Source organism: Pseudomonas sp. AB39(2026) (genome assembly GCF_059831485.1).
Genome location: NZ_CP195212.1, coordinates 3,127,542 through 3,148,329, shown reverse-complemented (window position 1 = coordinate 3,148,329; position 20,788 = coordinate 3,127,542). Strand labels below are relative to the sequence as shown.

Annotated in this window: 24 protein-coding genes; 7 read left to right on the top strand and 17 right to left on the bottom strand. The window is 59.4% G+C overall.

Annotated features, from left to right (window positions below; all coding sequences use genetic code 11):
* Window positions 1-42: 42 nt before the first annotated feature.
* The 3 genes from ACSAMW_RS14555 to exbB are packed head-to-tail and all read right to left on the bottom strand — an operon-like array spanning window position 43 to window position 2,140.
* A complete protein-coding gene (locus ACSAMW_RS14555; protein WP_500590896.1) occupies window positions 43-774 on the bottom strand; it encodes an energy transducer TonB family protein in 732 nt (243 codons plus the stop codon).
* Entirely contained in the window at window positions 771-1,196 is a 426-nt protein-coding gene (gene exbD / locus ACSAMW_RS14550) for a TonB system transport protein ExbD (protein WP_500590895.1), read from the bottom strand. The genes ACSAMW_RS14555 and exbD overlap by 4 nt, the downstream gene beginning before the upstream one ends.
* A gap of 2 nt (window positions 1,197-1,198) precedes the next feature.
* Window positions 1,199-2,140, bottom strand: a complete 942-nt coding sequence (exbB, locus tag ACSAMW_RS14545) for a tonB-system energizer ExbB (RefSeq protein ID WP_500590894.1) — start codon at window positions 2,138-2,140, stop codon at window positions 1,199-1,201.
* 156 nt (window positions 2,141-2,296) lie between these two features.
* Here exbB and ACSAMW_RS14540 point away from each other — a divergent pair, with 156 nt between their 5' ends.
* Complete coding sequence (locus tag ACSAMW_RS14540) at window positions 2,297-3,148, top strand: NAD-dependent epimerase/dehydratase family protein (protein WP_500590893.1); 852 nt, start codon at window positions 2,297-2,299, stop codon at window positions 3,146-3,148.
* A gap of 5 nt (window positions 3,149-3,153) precedes the next feature.
* Here the strand turns inward: ACSAMW_RS14540 and ACSAMW_RS14535 are convergent, their stop codons facing one another.
* The 6 genes from ACSAMW_RS14535 to ACSAMW_RS14510 form a co-directional block, all read right to left on the bottom strand.
* The gene (locus tag ACSAMW_RS14535) at window positions 3,154-3,885 is read right to left on the bottom strand and encodes a hypothetical protein (RefSeq protein WP_500590892.1); all 732 of its coding nucleotides are present in this window, start codon (window positions 3,883-3,885) and stop codon (window positions 3,154-3,156) included.
* A gap of 50 nt (window positions 3,886-3,935) precedes the next feature.
* Window positions 3,936-4,316, bottom strand: coding sequence for a RidA family protein (locus tag ACSAMW_RS14530; protein ID WP_500590891.1), 381 nt, complete (start codon window positions 4,314-4,316; stop codon window positions 3,936-3,938).
* Window positions 4,317-4,335: 19 nt separating this feature from the next.
* Window positions 4,336-6,444, bottom strand: a complete 2,109-nt coding sequence (spoT, locus tag ACSAMW_RS14525) for a bifunctional GTP diphosphokinase/guanosine-3',5'-bis pyrophosphate 3'-pyrophosphohydrolase (RefSeq protein ID WP_500590890.1) — start codon at window positions 6,442-6,444, stop codon at window positions 4,336-4,338.
* Window positions 6,445-6,501: 57 nt separating this feature from the next.
* Window positions 6,502-6,765 (bottom strand): DNA-directed RNA polymerase subunit omega, encoded by a 264-nt coding sequence (rpoZ, locus tag ACSAMW_RS14520; protein WP_168083447.1) that lies wholly within the window; start codon window positions 6,763-6,765, stop codon window positions 6,502-6,504.
* A gap of 126 nt (window positions 6,766-6,891) precedes the next feature.
* Window positions 6,892-7,521, bottom strand: coding sequence for a guanylate kinase (gmk, locus tag ACSAMW_RS14515; RefSeq protein ID WP_500590889.1), 630 nt, complete (start codon window positions 7,519-7,521; stop codon window positions 6,892-6,894).
* 9 nt (window positions 7,522-7,530) lie between these two features.
* Window positions 7,531-8,394: a YicC/YloC family endoribonuclease gene (locus tag ACSAMW_RS14510; RefSeq protein ID WP_500590888.1), complete on the bottom strand. Its 864-nt coding sequence runs from the start codon at window positions 8,392-8,394 to the stop codon at window positions 7,531-7,533.
* A 197-nt stretch (window positions 8,395-8,591) separates the two neighbouring features.
* On the opposite strand from ACSAMW_RS14510, the gene rph reads away from it, so the two are divergent.
* Window positions 8,592-9,314, top strand: a complete 723-nt coding sequence (gene rph / locus ACSAMW_RS14505; RefSeq protein ID WP_500590887.1) for a ribonuclease PH — start codon at window positions 8,592-8,594, stop codon at window positions 9,312-9,314.
* A gap of 49 nt (window positions 9,315-9,363) precedes the next feature.
* Here the strand turns inward: rph and crc are convergent, their stop codons facing one another.
* Window positions 9,364-10,143, bottom strand: coding sequence for a catabolite repression control protein Crc (crc, locus tag ACSAMW_RS14500; protein ID WP_168083439.1), 780 nt, complete (start codon window positions 10,141-10,143; stop codon window positions 9,364-9,366).
* A gap of 81 nt (window positions 10,144-10,224) precedes the next feature.
* Between crc and pyrE the strand changes: the two genes are divergently transcribed.
* Entirely contained in the window at window positions 10,225-10,866 is a 642-nt protein-coding gene (pyrE, locus tag ACSAMW_RS14495; protein WP_500590886.1) for an orotate phosphoribosyltransferase, read from the top strand.
* Between the two features lie 2 nt (window positions 10,867-10,868).
* Window positions 10,869-11,462 (top strand): DUF4124 domain-containing protein, encoded by a 594-nt coding sequence (locus ACSAMW_RS14490; protein ID WP_500590885.1) that lies wholly within the window; start codon window positions 10,869-10,871, stop codon window positions 11,460-11,462.
* A gap of 50 nt (window positions 11,463-11,512) precedes the next feature.
* On the opposite strand, the gene argB is transcribed toward ACSAMW_RS14490, so the two are convergent.
* From argB to coaBC, 4 genes are all read right to left on the bottom strand, one after another.
* Window positions 11,513-12,418 (bottom strand): acetylglutamate kinase, encoded by a 906-nt coding sequence (gene argB / locus ACSAMW_RS14485; protein ID WP_168083433.1) that lies wholly within the window; start codon window positions 12,416-12,418, stop codon window positions 11,513-11,515.
* 16 nt (window positions 12,419-12,434) lie between these two features.
* Window positions 12,435-13,853 (bottom strand): phosphomannomutase/phosphoglucomutase, encoded by a 1,419-nt coding sequence (locus ACSAMW_RS14480; protein WP_500594046.1) that lies wholly within the window; start codon window positions 13,851-13,853, stop codon window positions 12,435-12,437.
* Window positions 13,854-15,088: 1,235 nt separating this feature from the next.
* A complete protein-coding gene (gene dut, locus ACSAMW_RS14475) occupies window positions 15,089-15,544 on the bottom strand; it encodes a dUTP diphosphatase (protein WP_500590884.1) in 456 nt (151 codons plus the stop codon).
* A 1-nt stretch (window position 15,545) separates the two neighbouring features.
* Complete coding sequence (gene coaBC / locus ACSAMW_RS14470; protein ID WP_500590883.1) at window positions 15,546-16,757, bottom strand: bifunctional phosphopantothenoylcysteine decarboxylase/phosphopantothenate--cysteine ligase CoaBC; 1,212 nt, start codon at window positions 16,755-16,757, stop codon at window positions 15,546-15,548.
* A 159-nt stretch (window positions 16,758-16,916) separates the two neighbouring features.
* On the opposite strand from coaBC, the gene radC reads away from it, so the two are divergent.
* Window positions 16,917-17,591, top strand: coding sequence for a RadC family protein (gene radC / locus ACSAMW_RS14465; protein ID WP_500590882.1), 675 nt, complete (start codon window positions 16,917-16,919; stop codon window positions 17,589-17,591).
* Window positions 17,592-17,603: 12 nt separating this feature from the next.
* Here the strand turns inward: radC and ACSAMW_RS14460 are convergent, their stop codons facing one another.
* Window positions 17,604-19,190: an ABC transporter substrate-binding protein gene (locus ACSAMW_RS14460; protein ID WP_500590881.1), complete on the bottom strand. Its 1,587-nt coding sequence runs from the start codon at window positions 19,188-19,190 to the stop codon at window positions 17,604-17,606.
* A 391-nt stretch (window positions 19,191-19,581) separates the two neighbouring features.
* Here ACSAMW_RS14460 and rpmB point away from each other — a divergent pair, with 391 nt between their 5' ends.
* Together rpmB and rpmG are read left to right on the top strand one after the other, a co-directional pair.
* Window positions 19,582-19,818 (top strand): 50S ribosomal protein L28, encoded by a 237-nt coding sequence (gene rpmB, locus ACSAMW_RS14455; RefSeq protein ID WP_168083421.1) that lies wholly within the window; start codon window positions 19,582-19,584, stop codon window positions 19,816-19,818.
* 11 nt (window positions 19,819-19,829) lie between these two features.
* Entirely contained in the window at window positions 19,830-19,985 is a 156-nt protein-coding gene (rpmG, locus tag ACSAMW_RS14450; RefSeq protein ID WP_003457707.1) for a 50S ribosomal protein L33, read from the top strand.
* An 82-nt stretch (window positions 19,986-20,067) separates the two neighbouring features.
* Here rpmG and ACSAMW_RS14445 read toward each other — a convergent pair whose 3' ends face one another.
* Window positions 20,068-20,271 (bottom strand): I78 family peptidase inhibitor, encoded by a 204-nt coding sequence (locus ACSAMW_RS14445; protein ID WP_500590880.1) that lies wholly within the window; start codon window positions 20,269-20,271, stop codon window positions 20,068-20,070.
* Window positions 20,272-20,348: 77 nt separating this feature from the next.
* Window positions 20,349-20,708: a cupin domain-containing protein gene (locus ACSAMW_RS14440; RefSeq protein WP_500594045.1), complete on the bottom strand. Its 360-nt coding sequence runs from the start codon at window positions 20,706-20,708 to the stop codon at window positions 20,349-20,351.
* Between the last annotated feature and the right edge of the window lie 80 nt (window positions 20,709-20,788).

Genomic DNA, 20,788 nt, shown 5'->3' with positions numbered 1-20,788 from the left:
AGACGCACGTTATCGAACGCTTAAGCGTGCAACAAAATACGTTTATTTCGTAAGTGTGAAATTGAACGGTGCCTTGAGCTTTACCGTGCCATTGATCAATTGGCTTGCGGGCGGTACCGGCAGCGGCTGGGCACGGCTTACCGCACGCAGGGCTGCACGGTCCAGAAGGCTGCTGCCAGAGCTGGTTAAAACGCTAGAATCCAGCACGCGGCCTTGGGCGTCCATGGTGAATTCCACTACCACTGTACCCGTGGTCCCACGGGCGCGTGCTGGCGGAGGGTACTCCTTGAAGCGCTGCAAGCGGGCCATGATCTCGCCTTGCCAGCTTGGCGCTGCATTGGCGGGAGGGGGCGGTGGCGCAGGCGGCGCAGCAGGCGCCTTGGCAGGTGCAGGCGCAGCGGCAGCCGCGGGTTGCTCCACCGGAACCTCCTTGGGGGGCTGCGGTTGTGGCTTAGGCTGCGGCTTAGGCGGTTGCGGCTTGGGTTTAGGCTTGGGCTTGGGCACTTCGATCACAGGCTTGGGCGCCTCCACGACCTTGGGCAGTGGCGGCTCCTCAACCGGCGCAGGCGGCTGTACCACCGGTGGCGGCAATGGTTGGGGCTCGGGTAATGGGGCCAGCTCCATCATCATCGCAGGTGGTGGCAATGGTGCAGGCGAGGGTGAGCTTTTCCAGTTCAAGGCAACCGCAATAGCCACTGCATGTACGGCCAGCACCAGCAGCAGGCTACCGCCATACCGCGTGAATTCCGGTAGGGGGCGACTGGCGGCGATCATTGCTTGCCTGCCGTCTCAAGCCCTACCAGGCCTACCTTCAGGTAGCCGGCGCTGCGCAGGGCATCCATGACTTCCATCAAGTCGCCGTAATCCACGCCTTTGTCAGCCTGGAAGAAAATCGTAGTGTCCTTTTTTCCATGGGTACGGGCGTCGAGCACCTGGCCCAATGCGGCTCTGTCCACGGCATCGTCACCCAGGTACAGCTGCTTGTCTGCCTTCACACTTAGGAACACTGGCTTCTCAGGCCGGGGCGAGGGCTTGGCTGTTGAGGCAGGCAAATCGACCTTTATATCTACAGTGGCTAATGGCGCGGCGACCATGAAGATGATGAGCAGAACCAGCATTACGTCGATAAAGGGCGTAACGTTGATTTCGTGGTTTTCGGCGAGCTCGTCAGCGCCTTCCTTCAGGTGCAGGCCCATGCTTAACCCACTTTGACCATGGTGTGAGGCTGGCTTGCACGTTCGGCTGGCTGGTGGTCCAGGTCACGGCTTACCAGCAGCAGTACCTGGGCACTGGCGTCGGCAACCTGCGCCTTGTAACCGGTGATAGAGCGGGCAAACACGTTATAGATCACTACCGCAGGAATGGCTGCCACCAGGCCCAAGGCCGTTGCCAACAACGCTTCGGCAATACCAGGCGCGACCACCGCAAGGTTGGTGGTCTGGGTTTTGGCGATGCCGATGAAACTGTTCATGATGCCCCATACCGTGCCGAACAAACCCACGAAGGGGGCAGTCGAACCGATGGTCGCCAACACCCCAGTGCCGCTGCTCATCTTGCGGCCGCAGGCAGCAACAAGGCGCTCCAGGCGGAAGCTAACGCGCTCCTTGATGCCATCTTTGTCACGTGCATTTGCAGACAGCTGCAGTTCTTCCATTGCATCTTGTACCAGCAGGTGCGCCAGGGTGCCGGGATGATTGGTGGCGTCGCCAGCAGCCTTAAGGGTGGCCGCGCGCTTAAGTACGTCGATTTCGCGGCGCAGGCGGCGCTTGGCGCCTAGTACTTCCAGGCCTTTGGCAACCCATAGCGTCCAGGTGATGATGGAGGCGATGGCGAGGCCGATCATGACGGCCTTCACCACAATGTCGGCGTTCTGGTACATGCCCCAGGGCGACAGGTCGTGGCCAAGGTTCAATGACGTATCGGCCACGTCTGGCGCACCCTCAGCAAGAACCGGGGTATCAGTAGCCGGTGCCTCGGTCGTAGCTGGGGCCGTCAGGGTTGCAGGTGGCGACGATGCTGCAGGCGTGTCTGCAAACGCTACCGGCGTTGCCAGGCTCGCAAGCAGAACGGCAAGGGTGGCCCAGGCACGTGGCACTAGGCGTACCGTGGAAAGCGATGTAGATAGCGGAGTAGAAGTCATGCTGGCTGAACCCGAATAATGTAGGTGGCAGTCCATGCAGGCAGAGGGGCGCCGGGACAAAGAATGCGGCATTATTGCAAGTAATTCTTAATAGCAGAAGCATTTGCGTCGGATTTTTCATATGGGCGGGTGTATCGGCCCTTTATTGAGGTAACCATGAGCATTCCCCAAGTAGTTATTGCCGGTTGCGGTGACGTAGGCAGCCGCCTTGCGCTGCAGCTTCAGCAGGCCGGCTGGCGAGTGACGGGCGTACGTCGCAATCCGGCACGTTTGCCACAGGGTGTGGCGGGGCTTGGCGCCGATTTCAACGATGCTCGTTGCCCAGCGGGCTGGGAAACGCTTGCCCCGGACTACCTTGTCTATGCCGTAGCGGCCGACCAGCACGATGAGGCGGGGTATCGCCGTGCCTACATTGACGGGTTAGCTAATGTAATGAGCTGGATCAGGCAGCATGGGCAAGCGCCACGGCGGCTGGTGTTCGTATCCAGCAGCAGTGTCTATGGGCAGACAAACGGCGATTGGGTGACCGAAACATCGCCCACTGAACCGGCAGGCTATTCAGGTGCAGTAATGCTGGAAGCCGAAGCGCTGGCATATGCCAGCTCAACGCCTGCGACGGTGGTAAGGCTGACAGGCATCTACGGCCCTGGGCGGGAGCGGTTGATTAACCAGGCAAGGCAAGGCTATTACGCCGAGCAAGAGCCACCCCAGTACGGCAACCGAATCCATGCTGACGACGCTGCTGGCCTCATTGCTCATTTGCTGCGCCAGGATTGGGCCGGCCTGTCACTCGCGGGCTGCTACCTGGGTGTGGATGACGCCCCGGCAGCCCTGCACGAGGTGCTGGCGTGGTTAAGAGAACGGTTAGGTGTACAAGCAGAGCTGCAGCAGGCACCGTTGCGCCGCACAGGCAGCAAGCGATGCAGCAATGCCTTGGCCAGAGGCACGGGGTGGGTGCCTCGTTACACAACCTACCGTGAGGGGTATGCCACCCTGCTTGAAACGTAGACCGCTTAGCGCGTAAGCCGCCAGGCTACTGCACCGGGTCGCAGGCTAGGCATCTCGCCTTCCGCCGCCTGGTTGGCGGCCTGATAGATATCCAGCTGATGATCGGTACGCTGAAGAATATAAGCTGCACCCTGGTCGCCGCCCTGCAGCCAGATGCTGTCGAATGCGCCACTCATGGCTGCGCAGTCACCGCCTAGGCACAGGGCATAGCGATCAATGCCTTCCAGGCCTTCAACGTGCCCATCCGGCAGGAAGCGAACAGCAGCGCCTAACCCTGTACCTTCGCTAACCGCCCAGTTACCGCCCATGTAGGCAGCATACAGCTGGTGCTCGAATGCCCCGCCCGGCGGCAGTGCAGCCTGAGCAGGTTCGGGCCGTGTGAAGCGTTGCTCGGCTGCGGTGTCACTGGCGCTCTGAACGAGCTCCTTGCCTTCGAGCGCAAGGTTTTCGGCGCCATTACCGTAGAAGTCGACACGCCACTCGCCTTTGCCTGTGGTAGCAAGAGAGCCCTCAGCCACTTCGAAGCCATTACTGGATGTAGCCTTGCTGGCGGCCGAGTCGATCTGCCATTCCAGTGTAGGCCCCATGCCAAGCAGGGCCTGGCGCAGGTTACCGCCTTTGAGGGCAGCTTCTATTGCATTTTCGTTCACCCATACGCCACTTGCGTCAACAGGGTGGCTCGCACAGCCAGCGAGCAGCGTCGCCATCACGGGGATCGCTAGAAACAGGGTGCGCATGGAGAATCCTTGCAGATAAATGCCGCGGCTTGAAGGCAAGCCGCCAGTGGTCATTCCAAAACCAGAATAGCGTCCATTTCAACCTGCGAGCCTTTGGGCAGCGCGGCAACGCCAATGGCGGCGCGGGCAGGGTAGGGTTGCTGGAAATAGCGGCCCATGACTTCGTTCACTGTGGCGAAATTGCTGAGGTCAGTGAGGAAGATATTGAGCTTCACGATATCTTTGAACGAGCCGCCTGCTGCTTCCGCCACAGACTTGAGGTTCTCGAACACCTGTACGGTCTGCGCTTCGAAGCCTTCAACCAGCTCCATGGTGGCTGGGTCCAGAGGGATCTGCCCGGACATGTACACGGTATTCCCGGCTTTGATGGCTTGAGAGTAGGTACCGATGGCAGCCGGGGCTTTGTCGCTGTGGATGACGCTTTTAGGCATGAGGGTTTCCTTGTATGAACTAGGCACGCATGCGAGTGATACGGATCACTCCATTGAGCGCACGCAATTTGCGAATCACACGGGCCAAGTGAACCCGATCATGAACGCTGACCACCAGTTGGACTACGCTCGTGCGGCCATCGCGTTCGTCCATGCTGATCTTTTCAATATTGCCGTCTGCAGCATTCACGCTGCTGGCCAACAAGGCAATCAGGCCGCGCTGGTGTTCCAGCTCCACGCGCAGTTCGACATTGAACTCCCCGCTGACGTCCTTGGCCCAAGCCAGCTGTATGCACTTCTCGGGGTTGTGCCGCACTTCACTGATATTGCGGCAGTTTTCCAAGTGGACGACCATCCCTTTGCCAGCAGACAAGTGGCCCACGATAGGGTCGCCGGGGATAGGTGTACAGCACTTGGCATAGCTGAGCACCAAGCCTTCGGTACCGCGAATGGCCAACGGGTTTTCGTGACTGGGCGAGGCCTCGCCTTCTGAAGCGAGCATTCGACGTGCGACTACATAGGCCATGCGGTTGCCGAGGCCGATCTCTTCGAGCAGGTCCTCGACCACGTCCAGGCGGTATTCGGCCAGCAGGTGCTGGATACGATCAGCCGGTATGTGCTCCAGCGAGGCGTCGAAGCTGTTCAATACTTTATTGAGCAGCCGTTCACCCAGGTTTACAGACTCTGACCGGCGTTGCAGCTTGAGCGCATGGCGTATATGCGTGCGTGCCTTGCCTGTGACCACGAAGTTAAGCCAGGCAGGGTTGGGCCGGGCGCCGGGTGCGCTGACGATTTCCACAGTAGACCCGCTTTGCAGCGGCTCGGACAGCGGTGCCAGGCGACGGTTGATCCGGCAAGCGATGCAACTGTTACCCACATCAGTATGCACAGCGTAGGCAAAGTCCACCGCCGTGGAGCCCTTAGGCAGCTCCATGATCTTGCCCTTGGGCGTGAACACATAGACCTCGTCCGGGAACAGGTCGATCTTCACACTTTCAATGAATTCCAGTGAGTTGCCTGCGCGCTGCTGCAGCTCCAGAACACCTTTTACCCACTGGCGCGCCCGTGCATGAGTACCTTTGGGCAACTCCTCGTTGTCGGACTTGTACAGCCAGTGCGCGGCAATACCGTTGTTGGCCATCTCCTCCATTTCCCGCGTTCGGATCTGGATTTCAATGGGCACGCCATGCATCCCAAACAAGGTGGTATGCAGGGACTGATAGCCGTTGGCTTTGGGAATGGCGATGTAATCCTTGAAGCGGCCTGGCAACGGCTTGTACAGATTGTGCACGGCGCCCAATACGCGATAGCAGGTGTCCACCTTGTCTACCACGATGCGGAACGCATAGACGTCCATGATTTCATTGAAGGCGCGCCGCTTGCCGCGCATCTTCTTGTAGATACCGTAAAGGTGCTTCTGGCGCCCGCTCACGTCTCCTTCGATACCGTCCACTGCCAGGCAGTTGGCCAGGGAGCTTTCGATCTTGTTGACGAGCTCCTTGCGGTTGCCACGGGCACGCTTCACAGCCTGGTGGATACGCTCGGAGCGCATGGGGTGCATGGCCTTGAAACCCAGGTCTTCGAATTCCACGCGCACGTTGTGCATGCCCAGCCGGTTGGCAATGGGGGCGTAGATTTCCAGGGTTTCCTTGGCAATGCGTCGGCGCTTTTCACCGGAGAGCACTTCAAGCGTACGCATGTTATGCAAGCGGTCAGCGAGCTTTACCAGAATGACGCGAATATCCCGCGCCATGGCCATGGCCATTTTCTGGAAATTCTCGGCCTGCGCCTCTGCCTTGGTTTCGAAGTTCATCTGGGTCAGCTTGCTGACACCGTCGACCAATTCGGCCACAGTGTCGCCAAACTGCGCGCAGAGCGCTTCCTTGGCGATACCTGTGTCTTCGATCACGTCATGCAGCATGGCCGCCATCAAGCTTTGATGGTCCATGTGCATGTCGGCAAGGATATTGGCCACCGCAAGAGGATGGGTGACGTAAGGCTCTCCGCTACGGCGGCGCTGACCGTCGTGAGCCTGTTCGGCGTAGTAGTACGCCCGGCGGACCAGGTTGACCTGGTCGTTACCGAGATAGTCCGACAACCGCTCGGCGAGAACGTCTATGCCTGGCAAGGAGGAACCTCCCGCCAGCAAGGCGCTATCGCCCAAACAGGTCGACAGGGCATACCCTTAAACGGCCTCGTTGGCCTCGTCTTCGAATGCGGTAAACAGCGGCTCTTCATCAACGATCTCTGCCTCGGCGATTACGTCGTAATCTATCAGGCCAGCAGCAATTTCGCGCAGGGCGACCACGGTAGGCTTGTCGTTTTCCCAACCTACCTTGGGCTCCTTGCCACCGGTTGCCAGCTGACGGGAGCGCTTGGTGGCGAGCATGACCAGCTCGAAGCGATTATCGACATGTTCAAGGCAGTCTTCAACGGTCACGCGGGCCATGGTGTTCCTCGTTACAAATACAGTGAGCCCCCGCATAAGCGGGTGAGCGGACTCGGTAGTTTAGAAAAACGCTAGCCTTAATGGAAGGGCTAGCGCTATGTGAGCCGGTATTTCCCTGGCCGTTGGTCAGCCGCGCTCGGCCAGCAGGCCCTGCAACAGCTGCGCATGGCGAGTATTCTGCAGTGGCTGGGACAGGCGATTGGCGCGGAATATGGCTTTTAAATCAGACAAGGCTGTGGCGAAATCGTCGTTGATGACCAGATAGTCATACTCCACATAGTGGCGCATTTCGTTGACAGCCTCGCGCATCCGCCCCTCGATGATGTCATCACTGTCGGTGCCGCGGTTGGTCAGCCGCTGGAATAGGGCTTCCTGGGACGGCGGAAGAATGAAGATGGAGCGTGTGCCAGGAATCAGCTTGCGAACCTGTTCACCGCCTTGCCAATCGATTTCCAGGATCAGGTCCTGGCCTGCATCCAGCGTCTGCTGAAGGCTGCTCATGGAGGTGCCATAGAGGTTGCCGAATACCTCAGCCTGCTCCAGGAAGTCCCCATGCTGGATCATTGCCAGGAAGGTATCTCGGTCCACGAAGTGATAGTTCACGCCGTTCACCTCGCCGGGGCGCATGGCGCGCGTGGTGTGGGACACGGACACGCAGATGCCAGCGTCGGCGTCGATCAATGCGTTGACCAGGCTGGTTTTGCCAGCGCCGGAAGGCGCGGAGACGATGTACAGGGTGCCGGGTGTTGGTTTCATCAAAATAGCCTACTCAATGTTCTGTACTTGTTCGCGCATTTGTTCGATCAGCACTTTCAGGTTTACCGCAGCCTGGGTGCTTCGCGGGTCAAAAGCCTTGGAGCCCAGGGTATTGGCCTCACGGTTGAGTTCCTGCATAAGGAAATCCAGGCGGCGGCCCGAGGCGCCTGTGCTGGCCAGCACACGACGCACTTCCTGCACATGGGTGGAAAGGCGATCCAGCTCCTCGGCCACGTCGCTTTTCTGTGCAAGCAGTACCATCTCCTGTTCGAGGCGGGCAGGGTCCAGTTCGGCCCGCATCTCGGCAAAGCGATCAAGGATCTTCTGCCGCTGGGTGGCCAGCATGTGCGGTACCTGCTCACGCAGGGCTGTAATGTCTTGGGCCATGGCATCTAGCCGATCGTTGATCAGCCTGGCCAGCTCGGCACCTTCGCGTGCTCGCCCAGCTTTCATTTCTTCCAGCCCTTCGCTGAACAGCGCTAACGCACTCGCCTGCAGCGCCTGGGTGTCCATGGGCTGGCTGGCGAGTACACCGGGCCACGCCAGAACGTGAAGCGGGTCAATAGACGCCGGCTGCGCTATTAATGCAGCCACGGCTTCTGCCGCCTGGATCAGCTCCCGGGCACGGTCCTTGTTCAGTTGGGGTGCGTGGGTAAGCGTTTCTTCGTTCAGGCGAAGCGTGCACTCTACTTTTCCGCGTGACAGGCCGGCGCGCAATGCCTCGCGCACCGCGCTTTCAAGCTCGCGGAAGGCATCCGGCAGGCGCAAGTGCGGCTCGAGGTAGCGATGGTTGACCGAACGCAACTCCCAGGACAAGGTGCCCTGTGCACTGGCGCGCTCAACGCGGGCAAAGGCGGTCATGCTGTGGGCCATGGGCGCGAACCTCGTAGGGGCAGGTCGCCTGCAGGCGACAATAAAGGCGCAAGAGTGTACCTCAAGCACGCGCTGCTCCCAATGCACGGCGATGGTGCAACCCCGGCCCGTGTGTCGGTTTTGGTGTTTTAAATACCGGCACCGGCACTACGGCTTTATACTGTCGGGCAGTTTTTCAATCCGTACAGGTAAGCCAGATGAAACGTCCAAGTGGTCGCGCCGCCGATCAGCTTCGCCCGATCCGCATCACCCGTAACTACACCAAGCATGCTGAAGGCTCGGTGCTGGTGGAATTTGGTGATACCCGGGTGATCTGTACCGTCAGTGTCGAAAGCGGCGTGCCGCGCTTCCTCAAAGGGCAAGGGCAGGGCTGGCTTACGGCCGAATACGGCATGTTGCCGCGGGCCACGGGCGAGCGTAACCAGCGTGAAGCCAGCCGCGGCAAGCAAGGTGGCCGTACCTTGGAAATCCAGCGTTTGATCGGCCGCTCGCTGCGCGCTGCTCTGGACATGTCCAAGCTGGGCGATATCACGTTGTATGTGGATTGCGATGTGATTCAGGCCGATGGCGGGACGCGTACCGCATCCATCACGGGCGCCATGGTTGCACTGGTGGACGCGCTGAAGGTAATCAAAAAGCGCGGTGGGCTCAAAGGTGGTGACCCGATCAAGCAGATGATCGCGGCGGTTTCAGTGGGCATGTACCAGGGTGAACCTGTGCTGGACCTGGATTACCCTGAGGATTCGGCGGCTGAAACGGACCTTAACGTGGTAATGACCAGCGGCGGCGGGTTTATCGAGGTGCAGGGGACAGCCGAAGGTGCACCGTTCCAGCCTGAAGAGCTGAATGCCATGCTGGCCCTGGCGCGCCAGGGTATGACAGAGCTGTTCAACGCGCAGCAGGCTGCACTGGCCGACTGAAGCCGTGGTGCTTTCCTGTAGGCGCGTACTGCGCCTGCAGGTGGGCAACTCAGATGGTTAGCGTCCAGTCGTAATCAGCAATGAAGGGCGCATGCTGCGAAAAGCGCGGTTGGCGCGGCAGCCGTGCGCTGCGCACGAAGCGGCGAAGCCCTGGCGTCAGCAACTGGTAGTCGAAGCGCCACCCAAGGTTCAGCATCTCGGCCTGCTCACTGTCTGGCCACCAGCTGTACTGATCGCCTTCGCGGCTGACTTCGCGCAGGGCGTCCACGTACCCCATGTTGCCAACGACCTCGTCCATCCAGGCCCGCTCAGGCGCCAGGAAACCTGGTGACTGCTGGCTGTCACGCCAGTTCTTGATATCCAGTTTTTGCTGAGCCACGTACAGCGAGCCGCAGTAGATATATTCCCGGCGCTTGCGACGCTGCTTGTCCAGATACCGGGCAAAATCGTCCATCAGCTTGAATTTCTGGTTCAGTTCCTCATCGCCGCCCCGCCCCGAAGGGAACAGCAGGGTCGCGATGCTGACCTTGTCGAAGTCTGCCTGCAGGTAGCGGCCGAAGCGGTCCGATGACTCGATCCCCAGGCCGCTGATGATTGCCTTGGGTTGCAACCGGGAATACAGCGCAACGCCACCCTGCGCTGGCACTTCCGCGTCCGCTGCATACAGGAAGTAACCATCGAGCTGGTAGGCGGAGTCGTCCAGTTCGAACGCCGAAGCGCGTGTATCCTGCAAGCAGATCACGTCGGCGTTCTGGGCCTGCAACCAGCTGAGCAAGCCACGCTCCACAGCTGCCTGTATCCCATTGACGTTCACACTGATGATCCGCATAAATGGCCCCAAAAATCTCGTGCGTGTATGATACCCGAGGTCAAGTTATTTAGCTAAATCCGTGGTATTCAGGACTTTTACATGCAAGCCTACCAGCGTGACTTCATTCGTTTTGCCATCGAGCGGGGCGTACTGCGCTTCGGTGAGTTTACCCTGAAGTCCGGGCGCACCAGTCCTTACTTCTTCAATGCCGGCCTGTTCAATACCGGCTCTGCCCTGGCGCACCTTGGGCAGTGCTATGCCTCGGCCATCGTCAACAGTGGCCTGAGCTTCGATGTGTTGTTCGGCCCTGCCTACAAGGGCATCCCTCTGGCGTCGGCAACTGCCGTAGCTCTTGCAGACAAGCATGGCCAGGACGTGCCCTGGTGCTTCAACCGCAAGGAGGCTAAAGACCATGGGGAAGGCGGTAGCCTGGTGGGCGCCCCCCTCAAGGGCAATGTACTGATCATTGATGACGTGATCACCGCCGGTACGGCCATTCGTGAGGTCATGACCATCATCCAGGCAGAACAGGCACATGCTGCCGCCGTATTGATCGCACTCAACCGCCAGGAGCGCGGCAAGGGCGAATTGTCTGCCATTCAAGAAGTAGAGCGTGATTACGGTATTCCCGTGGTCAGCATCGTATCCCTGGACCAGGTGCTCGAATACCTTGCCGAGGATGCGCAGCTCAAGCAGCATCTCCCGGCGGTCGAGGCCTACCGCGCTCAGTACGGTATCTGATCATGGCCCGCGGCCTGGCGGGGTATGCAGTGTGGCTGCTGCCATTGGCAGTATTTGCTGCTCCGCCGGTCGCACCCGTTCAGCTCTATCGCTATACGGATGACAAGGGGGTGACCGTGCTGGACCGTCAAGGCGTGCCCCCGGAGTTCGTGTCCAAAGGTTACCAGGTGCTCAATGCGCAGGGGCGTGTGCTGCAAACCATTGCGCCCGCATTGACCGCACAGGAGGCGCAGGCCGCCGCTACCGCACAGGCACAGGCCCAGGCGGACGCCAAGCTAAGGGCTCGGTATACGGGTGTGGATGATCTGGAGCGCACGCGGCAGCGCCAGCTGGCAGAACTCGATGGGCAGATTTCCGTAATCAACGGAAACCTGCAAACCTTGCAGGCTCAGCAGGCTTCACTGCAAGGTGAAGCCGCCAATCAGGAGCGCAATGGCCAGCCAGTGTCGCCCGGGGTATTGGACCAGCTTGAAGCGCTGCGCCAGCAGCGGGCGGCATTGGCCGATCAGGTGCAGCACTATCAGCAGATGAAGGCGGACATAGATCGCGCTTTCACTACTGATCGCGCCAGGTTGCAACAGTTGATGGCGCCCTAGAGGCTTTGGAGCGTTCGTGGGCTTGCGCCCACGCCTGCAGTGGAGCGGTGTCAGTGCTGTTTCTGGTTACTGATCAAGGTGCCCACGCCGCTGTCCGTAAAGATTTCCAGCAATACGGCATTGGGTACGCGCCCATCGATAATATGCGAGGTGGTCACGCCGCCCTGTACGGCTTCCAGCGCACAGCGAATCTTGGGCAGCATGCCGCCATAGATTGTGCCGTCGGCGATCAGCTCGTCGACTTGCTGCGTGGTAAGGCCGGTCAGCACTTTGCCTTCCTTGTCCATCAAGCCCGCAATGTTGGTCAGCAGCATCAGCTTTTCAGCCTTTAGTGCTTCAGCCACCTTGCCAGCCACCAAGTCAGCATTGATGTTGTACGACTCACCATCGGCACCCACGCCAATTGGGGCGATTACCGGAATGAAGTCGCCTTTCACCAGCATATTGAGCAGGTCGGTATTTACGCCGCTGACTTCGCCTACCAGGCCGATATCGATGATTTCAGGCTTGTCCATGCCTGGGGTTTGGCGCGTCACCGTAAGCTTGCGCGCACGGATCAGCTCTGCGTCCTTGCCCGTGAGGCCAATAGCACTGCCACCGTGACGATTGATCAGGTTGACGATGCTCTTGTTCACCTGCCCACCCAGCACCATCTCCACCACATCCATGGTCTGCGCGTCGGTCACGCGCATGCCATCGACGAAGTGGCTTTCGATACTCAAGCGCTTGAGCAGGTCCGCGATTTGCGGCCCGCCGCCATGCACGACCACCGGGTTGATGCCCACTGCTTTCATCAGCACAACATCGCGGGCAAAACCGGTTTTCAACTCCTCGCTTTCCATAGCGTTGCCACCGTACTTGATCACCAATGTTTTACCGACGAAGCGTCGGATGTACGGCAAGGCTTCGGACAGTACCTTGGCGACATTGGTGGCAGCAGTGCGGTCGAGGGTCATGCAGGGCTCCTAGCAGTTAGAAAGGTATGTTCAGGTCAGGTGCGACACGCTTGAGTTGTTCGCGGAACACCGCCTTGATGCGCTCCAGCTCGGCCTCGTCTTCGGCCTCGAAGCGCAGCACCAGCACAGGCGTTGTGTTGGATGCACGCACCAAGCCCCAGCCGTTGGGGTAGTCTACGCGCACACCGTCGATCTTGTTCAGGCTCGCCTCGCCCCACTGAGCGTCGCTGATCAGCGAGTCAATGATGGTGAACTTGGTTTCCTCTGTCACCTTGATATTGATCTCAGGCGTGGAAACGTCGTTCGGGAATTTGGCGAATACAGCCTCGGCCGTTTCTTTCGTCTGGCTAAGAATTTCCAGCAGGCGAGCGGCGCTGTAGATGCCGTCGTCAAAGCCAAACCAGCGTTCCTTGAAGAACACATGGCCGCTCATCTCGCCGGCCAGCAAGGCGCCGGTTTCCTTCATTTTTTTCTTGATCAGCGAGTGGCCGGTCTTGTACATGACCGGGCGGCCCTGGTAGCCCTCGATCAGTGCCTTGAGGCGGCGGCTGCATTTCACGTCATAGATGATGTCGGCGCCTGGGTTACGCGATAGCACGTCCTGGGCAAACAGCATCAACAGGCGGTCTGGGAATACCACGGCGCCTTCGTTGGTTACGACGCCTACGCGGTCGGCATCGCCGTCGAACGCCAGGCCTAGGTCAGCGCCGGTTTCCCTTACCTTGGCAATCAGGTCTTCGAGGTTTTCCAGCTTGCCCGGGTCCGGGTGGTGATTGGGGAAGTTGCCATCTACGTCGCAGAACAGCGGGATCACTTCGCAATTGAGCTGCTCGATCAGCTGTGGCGCGATAACGCCGCCTACGCCGTTGCCGCAGTCCACAACCACTTTCAGCTTACGCGGTACCGCGATGTCTTTCTGGATGTAGGCGCTGTATTGGGCGAGGATATCTACCTGTTTGATAGTGCCCTGGCCGCTGGCCAGGTCATTGTCACGGATACGCTCGTACAGTTTCTGGATCTGCTCATTGGCCAGGGTATCGCCCGCAATGATGATCTTGAAGCCGTTGTAGTTGGCCGGGTTGTGGCTACCGGTGAGCATTACGCCGGAACCGGCCCGTGCCTTGATGCCACTTTCCAGGTTATCGAGGTCAATTGCGGCAGCGAAGTAGAGCGCCCCGGTAGGCACCATGCCTACATCGGTGACCTGGCAGCCGCTGTCGGCCACGCCTTGGATGAGCTGTTTAACCAGCTCTGGGCCAGACAGGCGGCCGTCGCGGCCTACCGACACATGGGGCTCGCCCTGGGCCAGGCTCTGCGTGCCAATGGCGCGACCTATCCAGTAGGCGGTGTCGGCAGTCAGGGTATCCGGCACGATGCCGCGGATGTCGTAAGCGCGGAAAATGCTAGCGGGGACGGCGTGTGCATTGCTGTTCATAGCGGGGGAGTGCTCCATTCGCAGAAAGTCCTGGTCGGCGTCGAGAATCCCGACACCAAGTACGTCAGTCTCTTGAAACGGCGGCCGCGCACCCTCCGGCTCGGTGGAGCGGTGGGGGTTGGCAACCGAGGCGCTGCGATTCGTAATACTGTTCGGGTCAGGCGCCGTTGGGGCGCCGGGATTGGTCTGACGGTCACGCAAAGAGAAGCGAGCCATGGCCTGTGCCAACCCGTTCAATTCCGCGAGGCTCAAACTGAACGCTTTGACGGCTTTTCCGCCTGAGAGTTCGTGCAGCAGATCGTTCAATTGCTGCGCATCGTCTCGCAATCGCCCTCGCAACCCGCGGACTACCATTATCAAGGCTACCCAGAACGCACCGGCCACGATCAGCAGGGCAGCCAGGGTTAGCACAATCGAGATCCACTGCAGGGGCGCATCGTAAGCATTGCCGGGTGTAAAGCGAAGAGTCCAGTGGGGGTTGCCCAGGTCCAACGTGTAGGGGCGCGCCGCTCCCGGTGTGCCTGCCTGGTAGAGCACTTGTACCGGGCCATCGCCAAAGCGTTGCTGGAGCAGCAGTTCGCCGGCTTCTGGAGGTAGCGAAGGCAAGCCACGCAGTGCCCGCTGCATGTCCAGAGCAAGCAATACCGTTCCTACCACGGTTTGTGTGCCAGGCGCTCGTACGGCAGCCACGCTGTAGATCAGCCAGCGCTGGCCAGTTTGCTGTGCTTCAAGAGCGGGCGTCGGGCCCGTTTCGCCACGCCGCAGCAGGTCTAGCGCCGCGAAGGTGAAGGGGGCGGCACGCCGAGGGTCGGGCTCACCCTGGCTGGTGGGCGTGACAAAGGCATCAACGACTGCGTCGCGAAAACGTAGCCCCGCTTCGGCATTACGCAACCGGGCCGGGTCACCGCTTTGCAGGGCTGCCGCCAGGGCAGGGTCGCTGGCCGCCGCTTGGGTATCGGCAGTGATTTGAGCAAATGCCTGGCGCAAGGTAGCGGCCTGTGCCGACGCAGCCGACTGCGCCAGTTGCCAGCGCCAGGCCTGCTGCGAGGGCCCTGGCTGCCCGATCCATAGCAGCAAGGCCGCGACCAGCAGGCCGACTGCCGCGACAACCAGGCCTGGGCGCAACAGTTGCAGGTCAGTGGCACCTTCCTTGGGGGACGGTACTTTCGAGGCTTGCTCAGTAGTGCCTTTCACAACCGCTCCTTGTCGTTGTCCTTGAAAAGGCCTTGCGCTACTCAGTGGCTCCCGGAGTGCCCGAAACCGCCTGCGCCACGCTCGCTCTGGCCGAACGCTTCTACAATGTCGAACTGCGCTTGTACCACAGGTACGAGGATCAATTGCGCAATGCGCTCACCTACTGCAATGTCGAACGTGGTATTCCCACGGTTCCAGCACGACACCATCAGCTCACCTTGATAATCCGAATCGATAAGGCCTACCAGGTTGCCCAGTACAATCCCATGCTTGTGGCCCAGGCCCGAGCGCGGCAATACCAGTGCTGCCAACGCAGGGTCGGCAATGAAAATGGAAAGCCCGGTGGGAATCAGCACCGTTTGGCCAGGCTCCAGGGTGATGCTTGCGGGCAGCATGGCGCGCAAGTCCAGGCCTGCAGAGCCGGGAGTAGCATAGGCGGGCAGGGGAAATTCGTTGCCCAGGCGCGGGTCGAGAATACGGGCTTGCAAAGCGTGCATGTTATTGAACCTGGTGAATGCGGGTGGCAATGAGCGCAATCAATTGTCGTGCGATCTTGCCCTTGCTGGTCTGGGGTAGCAGCGTTTCATTGAGCTGGCGATCAATGACGCTACAGGCGTTTTCTTCGCTGTTGAAGCCAATGCTGGGGTTGGCGACATCGTTGGCTACGATCAGGTCGAGGTTCTTGTCACGCAGCTTGCGGGCGGCGTAATCCAGAAGGTTTTCCGTTTCAGCTGCAAAGCCTACGCTGAACGGTCGGTCCTGGCGGCCAGACAGGGTAGCCAGGATGTCAGGGTTGCGCACCATGCGTAGTAGCATGCCATCTGCCGTGGCAGGATCTTTCTTGAGCTTCTGTGCAGCGATCACTTCTGGCCTGTAGTCGGCCACAGCGGCCGAGGCAATCAGAATGTCACAGGGCATCGCCGCTTCGCAGGCAGCCAGCATGTCACGCGCGCTAACCACATCGATACGGCTGGCGCGGTCAGGCGTGGGCAGGTGAACGGGGCCTGTTACCAGCGTTACCCTGGCACCAGCCTCTATGGCCGCCTCGGCCAGGGCAAAGCCCATCTTGCCGGAACTATGGTTGGTGATGTAACGCACCGGGTCGATGTTTTCCTGCGTAGGGCCGGCCGTGATCAATACGTGCTTGCCGGTCAGCGCCTGGCGCTGGAAACAGTCGGCTGCCAAATGCGTCAGGTCCGTAGGTTCGAGCATCCTGCCTAAGCCTATGTCGCCACAGGCCTGGCTGCCAGATGCAGGGCCGAACAGCTTCAACCCACGGGCTTGCACCGTGTCGAGGTTGGCTTGTGTGGCCGGGTCGCGCCACATGGCCTGGTTCATGGCAGGGGCCAGCGCAACGGTGGCATCCGTGGCCAACACCAGTGTGGTCAGCAGGTCATTGGCCAGGCCCTGTGCAATACGGGCTATCAAATCTGCCGTGGCGGGTGCGATCAGCACGAGGTCTGCCCAACGCGCCAGTTCGATATGGCCCATGGCGGCCTCGGCAGCAGGGTCCAGCAGGTCCAGGTGCACAGGGTGGCCCGAGAGCGCTTGCATCGTCAGGGGCGTGATGAATTCGCTACCACCGCGCGTCATCACCACACGCACTTCGGCACCCTGCTCAAGAAGCCGCCGAACCAGTTCAGCGCTCTTGTAAGCGGCTATGCCGCCGCCGACGCCGAGAACGATGCGTTTTCGATACAGCCGCTGCATTAAGCCTGCCTTTGTTCGGTAAAAGTTACGGTAGTTACGACTGGAAATAATCCCATCACGCCGGTTGGATAGGCCCAGCCGGCGTGCCGGAAAAGTTGGGCTAAGATAGCACAGCGCTTGCAACGGAGCAGCGGCGCCAATGCCTACCAGGAGGGAATCATGGCTATTCGAGATTGGCCCGTGGCAGAACGCCCGCGGGAAAAACTGTTGAGCCGAGGCGCACAGGCGCTGACTGACGCAGAGCTGCTGGCTATTTTCCTGCGCACCGGCGTAAAAGGCTGTGATGCTGTAGAGCTGGCCAGCCGGCTGCTAGACGAACTGGGTGGCCTGCGGGGGCTGCTGCAGGCCGACCTCCCTACCTTCAGCGGGCATATGGGGCTTGGCCAGGCCAAGTACGCACAGTTGCAGGCCGTGCTCGAAATCGCCAAGCGGCACTTGGCTGAACAGCTCAAGCGGGATTCTGCATTGGAAAGCTCTACCGCCGTGCGTGACTACCTCAAAGCCATGTTGCGCCATGAGCCTCACGAAGTGTTCGCATGCCTGTTTCTGGATTCGCGCCATCGAGTACTGGGCTTCGAAGTGCTATTTCAAGGGTCCATCAACAGCGCCAGCGTCTACCCTCGGCAAGTGGTGAAACGTGCCCTGGCTCACAATGCAGCAGCCCTTATCCTGTGCCACAACCACCCTTCAGGTGTTTGCGCGCCCAGCCAGGCGGACCGTGACCTTACTGCTTTGATCAAGGACGCCTTGGCACACATTGAGGTTCAGGTGCTGGACCACTTCATTGTGGGCGACGGCGAACCCTTGTCCATGGCTGAGCACGGGTTGTTGTAGGGCGCGTTGCGCCTATTCCACGCTGACGTGTGAAAAATCCTGGCGGCCGAACGGGCTAGGCAGGTAGCCCTTTAAGCTTTTGCTAGCCAATACGGTAACCTGGGGGTGAGCCAATGGGAGCCAAAGCGCCTGCTTTTGGATGAGCGCTTGGGCCTGGCGGTACAGCTCGGTACGTGCTTTCTGGGTGTTGCCGGTTTTGCCCTTGGTAATGAGGCTATCCAGCGCGGGGTCGCAGTAGCGCGCGAAGTTGGTACCAGACTTGACCGCCGCACATGAAAACTGCGGTGTAAGGAAGTTGTCGGGATCGCCGTTATCACCTGCCCAGCCCATGAACAGCAAATCATGCTCCCCGGCCTTGGCGCGCCGAATAAGCTCGCCCCATTCGATGGTGCGGATGTCCGCCTTGATCCCCACCTGCGCCAGGTCGGCCTGAAGCAACTGTGCCCCGGCAGCCGGTGCAGGGTTGAGCAGGCTACCGCCGGGCCGCGTCCAGATCGTGGTGCTAAAGCCATCCTTCAAACCCGCCTCGGCTAGCAGTGCGCGGGCTTTCTCAGGGTTATGGTCGTACAGGTGCGGGTCTGCCGCATAGCCCCAGGTGGTGGACGGATAGATACCATTGGCCGGTTGAGCAGTGCCTTCGAATACAGCTTTTAAGTAGCTGACTCTGTCAAACGCCAGGTTGATGGCCTGACGCACTTGTGGCTTGTCCAGCGGTGGGTGTTGGCTGTTGATGGCCACAAAGGCGGTCATGAAGGCGGGTGTATCGAGTGTCTGTAGCTTGGTATCGGATTTGGCGCTGGCGATGTCCTGCGGCTTGGGCGACAGAGCGACCTGGCATTCCCCTGCACGTAGGCGCTGCATGCGGGCATTCGGGTCCGGGGTGATAGCGTAGATCAACGGGTCAACGGCAGGTTTGCCACCGAAGTACTGCGGGTTGGCCTTGTAGCGAACCTGGGCGTCTTTTTGATAGCGCACAAATACGAAGGGCCCTGTACCCACAGGCTCGGTATTAAGTTTTTCAGGCGTACCTGCCTTCATCAACTGGTCGGCGTATTCGGCAGAATAAATAGAAGCGAAGCCCATGCTCAGTGTAGCCAGGAACGTGGCATCAGGATGGTCCAGCACAAAGCGCACGGTAGCGGCATCAGGTGCTTCTATCTGTTTCACAAGCCCGGGCAGTTGCATGGACTGAGCGTGTGGGAAGCCGCTCTGTGCCACCTTATGCCAGGGGTTGGCCGGGTCCAGCATGCGCTTGAAGCTGAAGACCACGTCTTCGGCCGCCAGGTCGCGCGTTGGCTTGAAGTAATCGGTACTGTGGAAATGCACACCTTTGCGCAAGTTGAAGGTGTAGGTAAGCCCGTCATCACTGAGTGACCAGCGTTCAGCAAGGCTGGGTATCACTTTGCCGGCGGCCGCATCGAAGTCCACCAGGCGGTTCATCAATACATCCGCTGACGCATTGGTAGTGGTCAGCGAGTTGTACTGCACCACGTCAAAACCTTCAGGGCTGGCTTCAGTACACACGGACAGTGGTTTGGCCTGGGCTGTGGCGCAAGCGCCCAGTATCGCGAGCAGCAAAGGGGTGTAGGCAAGACGCATGGTCGATTCCTTGGCTTTTAAGGTGGGCCATCTGCCGGTGCAGTCTGGAAAATCCTAACCCTAGAGATCTTGTTTCGTTCGCGCCATTCAAATTTTCGTATTGGCTCGACGAATGGTGCCGTGGCTACAACCGTTGTACGCCAAGCGCCGCGTGCGCTTGCGCGGTTTCCCTTTACCCTTGAAGGTTGTTGTGGCACGGGCTTTCTGGTATAAAGCAGCGCTCTTTTCTAGGGGTAGAGCGTTTACGCTTGTGGCCGAGCCTGTATGGCCGAGCCGTCCGCCCCTGCGAAACACGGTGTTTGAAGGGTTTCGAGCCTTCGCGCCAATTTTGACTGAGAGATAAAGCGGCCAACCCATGCCGGGTTGGGCATGTGGTTTAGAGGGCTGAGGCATGTCGAGAGTCTGTCAAGTTACCGGTAAGGGTCCGGTAACCGGGAACAACATTTCCCACGCAAATAACAAAACCCGTCGTCGTTTCCTGCCGAACCTGCAGCATCATCGCTTCTGGGTTGAGTCGGAAAAACGTTTTGTGCGCCTGCGCGTATCCGCCAAAGGCATGCGTATCATCGACAAGCGCGGCATCGATGCCGTTCTGGTTGATATCCGCCGCGATGGCATCAAGGTCTAAGGGAGAGAATCATGCGTGAATTGATCCGTTTGGTGTCGAGCGCCGGTACTGGCCATTTCTACACCACCGACAAGAACAAGCGTACTACCCCCGACAAGATCGAGATCAAGAAATTTGATCCAGTGGTTCGTAAGCACGTGATCTACAAGGAAGCCAAGATCAAGTAATTGGTCTGCGCTGACGAAAAAACCCGCACCCTGATTTCAAGGTGCGGGTTTTTTTATGCACACGGCAAGGCCGATGCGGGGGTCAGTTGAAGGCGAACCCGGTGATCACACCCTGTTTGTCTGCCTGAACATGGATGCGCATAGGGTCATAGTTTTTGGTAGACACTTCGTTGGGGCCTACTACCCGGTCTCGGCCGGTTGCCTGGGTAATCTGAGCCTTCACGTTGTCCGCGTACTGTGTGCCAATCAGGTGCTGAAGGGCTTGGGTCACTTCTTCGTTAGTCATGATCAATTCCTTATAGATAGGATGCCTCGGTCGAGGCAGGCCGATCATCCGGCGGAATCTGTGGGCCATGGTGCTACTTATTTAGGCTCGAACACCACGTACACCTTCCGGCACGCCTCCAGTACCTCCCAAGTGCCTTTGAAGCCGGCTGGTATCACGAAGCGATCGCCAGCCCGAACTGTGCGGGCATTGCCGGCTTCATCACGTATCACGGAAACGCCTTGCACGATTTCGCAATACTCATGCTCGCTGTAGCTGACGGTCCACTGCCCTACAGCTCCTTCCCACACACCTGCAGAGAACTGATCGCAAGGGCTGCTGTAGTGATTGAACACTGCTTGGTCAGGCTCACCCGAAAGGATTTTTTCAGCGGCAGGGCGATAGCGCAGTGGGTCAGGCGTAGCAACGGCGAAGTCTAGGATCTGCTCAATGCCCATGGCGGCCTCCGATTTGTTCAATAAAACAGGCATGAGACTGCCGCAGGCCTAGCCCTGTCAAATATATTGAAAGCGGTGCA

Coding starts and splice junctions, on each gene's coding strand:
- ACSAMW_RS14555 (WP_500590896.1), bottom strand. CDS start 774: ATGATCGCCGCCAGTCGCCCCCTACCGGAATTCACGCGGTATGGCGGT.
- exbD (WP_500590895.1), bottom strand. CDS start 1,196: ATGGGCCTGCACCTGAAGGAAGGCGCTGACGAGCTCGCCGAAAACCAC.
- exbB (WP_500590894.1), bottom strand. CDS start 2,140: ATGACTTCTACTCCGCTATCTACATCGCTTTCCACGGTACGCCTAGTG.
- ACSAMW_RS14540 (WP_500590893.1), top strand. CDS start 2,297: ATGAGCATTCCCCAAGTAGTTATTGCCGGTTGCGGTGACGTAGGCAGC.
- ACSAMW_RS14535 (WP_500590892.1), bottom strand. CDS start 3,885: ATGCGCACCCTGTTTCTAGCGATCCCCGTGATGGCGACGCTGCTCGCT.
- ACSAMW_RS14530 (WP_500590891.1), bottom strand. CDS start 4,316: ATGCCTAAAAGCGTCATCCACAGCGACAAAGCCCCGGCTGCCATCGGT.
- rpoZ (WP_168083447.1), bottom strand. CDS start 6,765: ATGGCCCGCGTGACCGTTGAAGACTGCCTTGAACATGTCGATAATCGC.
- gmk (WP_500590889.1), bottom strand. CDS start 7,521: ATGAAACCAACACCCGGCACCCTGTACATCGTCTCCGCGCCTTCCGGC.
- ACSAMW_RS14510 (WP_500590888.1), bottom strand. CDS start 8,394: ATGGCCCACAGCATGACCGCCTTTGCCCGCGTTGAGCGCGCCAGTGCA.
- rph (WP_500590887.1), top strand. CDS start 8,592: ATGAAACGTCCAAGTGGTCGCGCCGCCGATCAGCTTCGCCCGATCCGC.
- crc (WP_168083439.1), bottom strand. CDS start 10,143: ATGCGGATCATCAGTGTGAACGTCAATGGGATACAGGCAGCTGTGGAG.
- pyrE (WP_500590886.1), top strand. CDS start 10,225: ATGCAAGCCTACCAGCGTGACTTCATTCGTTTTGCCATCGAGCGGGGC.
- ACSAMW_RS14490 (WP_500590885.1), top strand. CDS start 10,869: ATGGCCCGCGGCCTGGCGGGGTATGCAGTGTGGCTGCTGCCATTGGCA.
- argB (WP_168083433.1), bottom strand. CDS start 12,418: ATGACCCTCGACCGCACTGCTGCCACCAATGTCGCCAAGGTACTGTCC.
- ACSAMW_RS14480 (WP_500594046.1), bottom strand. CDS start 13,853: ATGAACAGCAATGCACACGCCGTCCCCGCTAGCATTTTCCGCGCTTAC.
- dut (WP_500590884.1), bottom strand. CDS start 15,544: ATGCACGCTTTGCAAGCCCGTATTCTCGACCCGCGCCTGGGCAACGAA.
- coaBC (WP_500590883.1), bottom strand. CDS start 16,757: ATGCAGCGGCTGTATCGAAAACGCATCGTTCTCGGCGTCGGCGGCGGC.
- radC (WP_500590882.1), top strand. CDS start 16,917: ATGGCTATTCGAGATTGGCCCGTGGCAGAACGCCCGCGGGAAAAACTG.
- ACSAMW_RS14460 (WP_500590881.1), bottom strand. CDS start 19,190: ATGCGTCTTGCCTACACCCCTTTGCTGCTCGCGATACTGGGCGCTTGC.
- rpmB (WP_168083421.1), top strand. CDS start 19,582: ATGTCGAGAGTCTGTCAAGTTACCGGTAAGGGTCCGGTAACCGGGAAC.
- rpmG (WP_003457707.1), top strand. CDS start 19,830: ATGCGTGAATTGATCCGTTTGGTGTCGAGCGCCGGTACTGGCCATTTC.
- ACSAMW_RS14445 (WP_500590880.1), bottom strand. CDS start 20,271: ATGACTAACGAAGAAGTGACCCAAGCCCTTCAGCACCTGATTGGCACA.
- ACSAMW_RS14440 (WP_500594045.1), bottom strand. CDS start 20,708: ATGGGCATTGAGCAGATCCTAGACTTCGCCGTTGCTACGCCTGACCCA.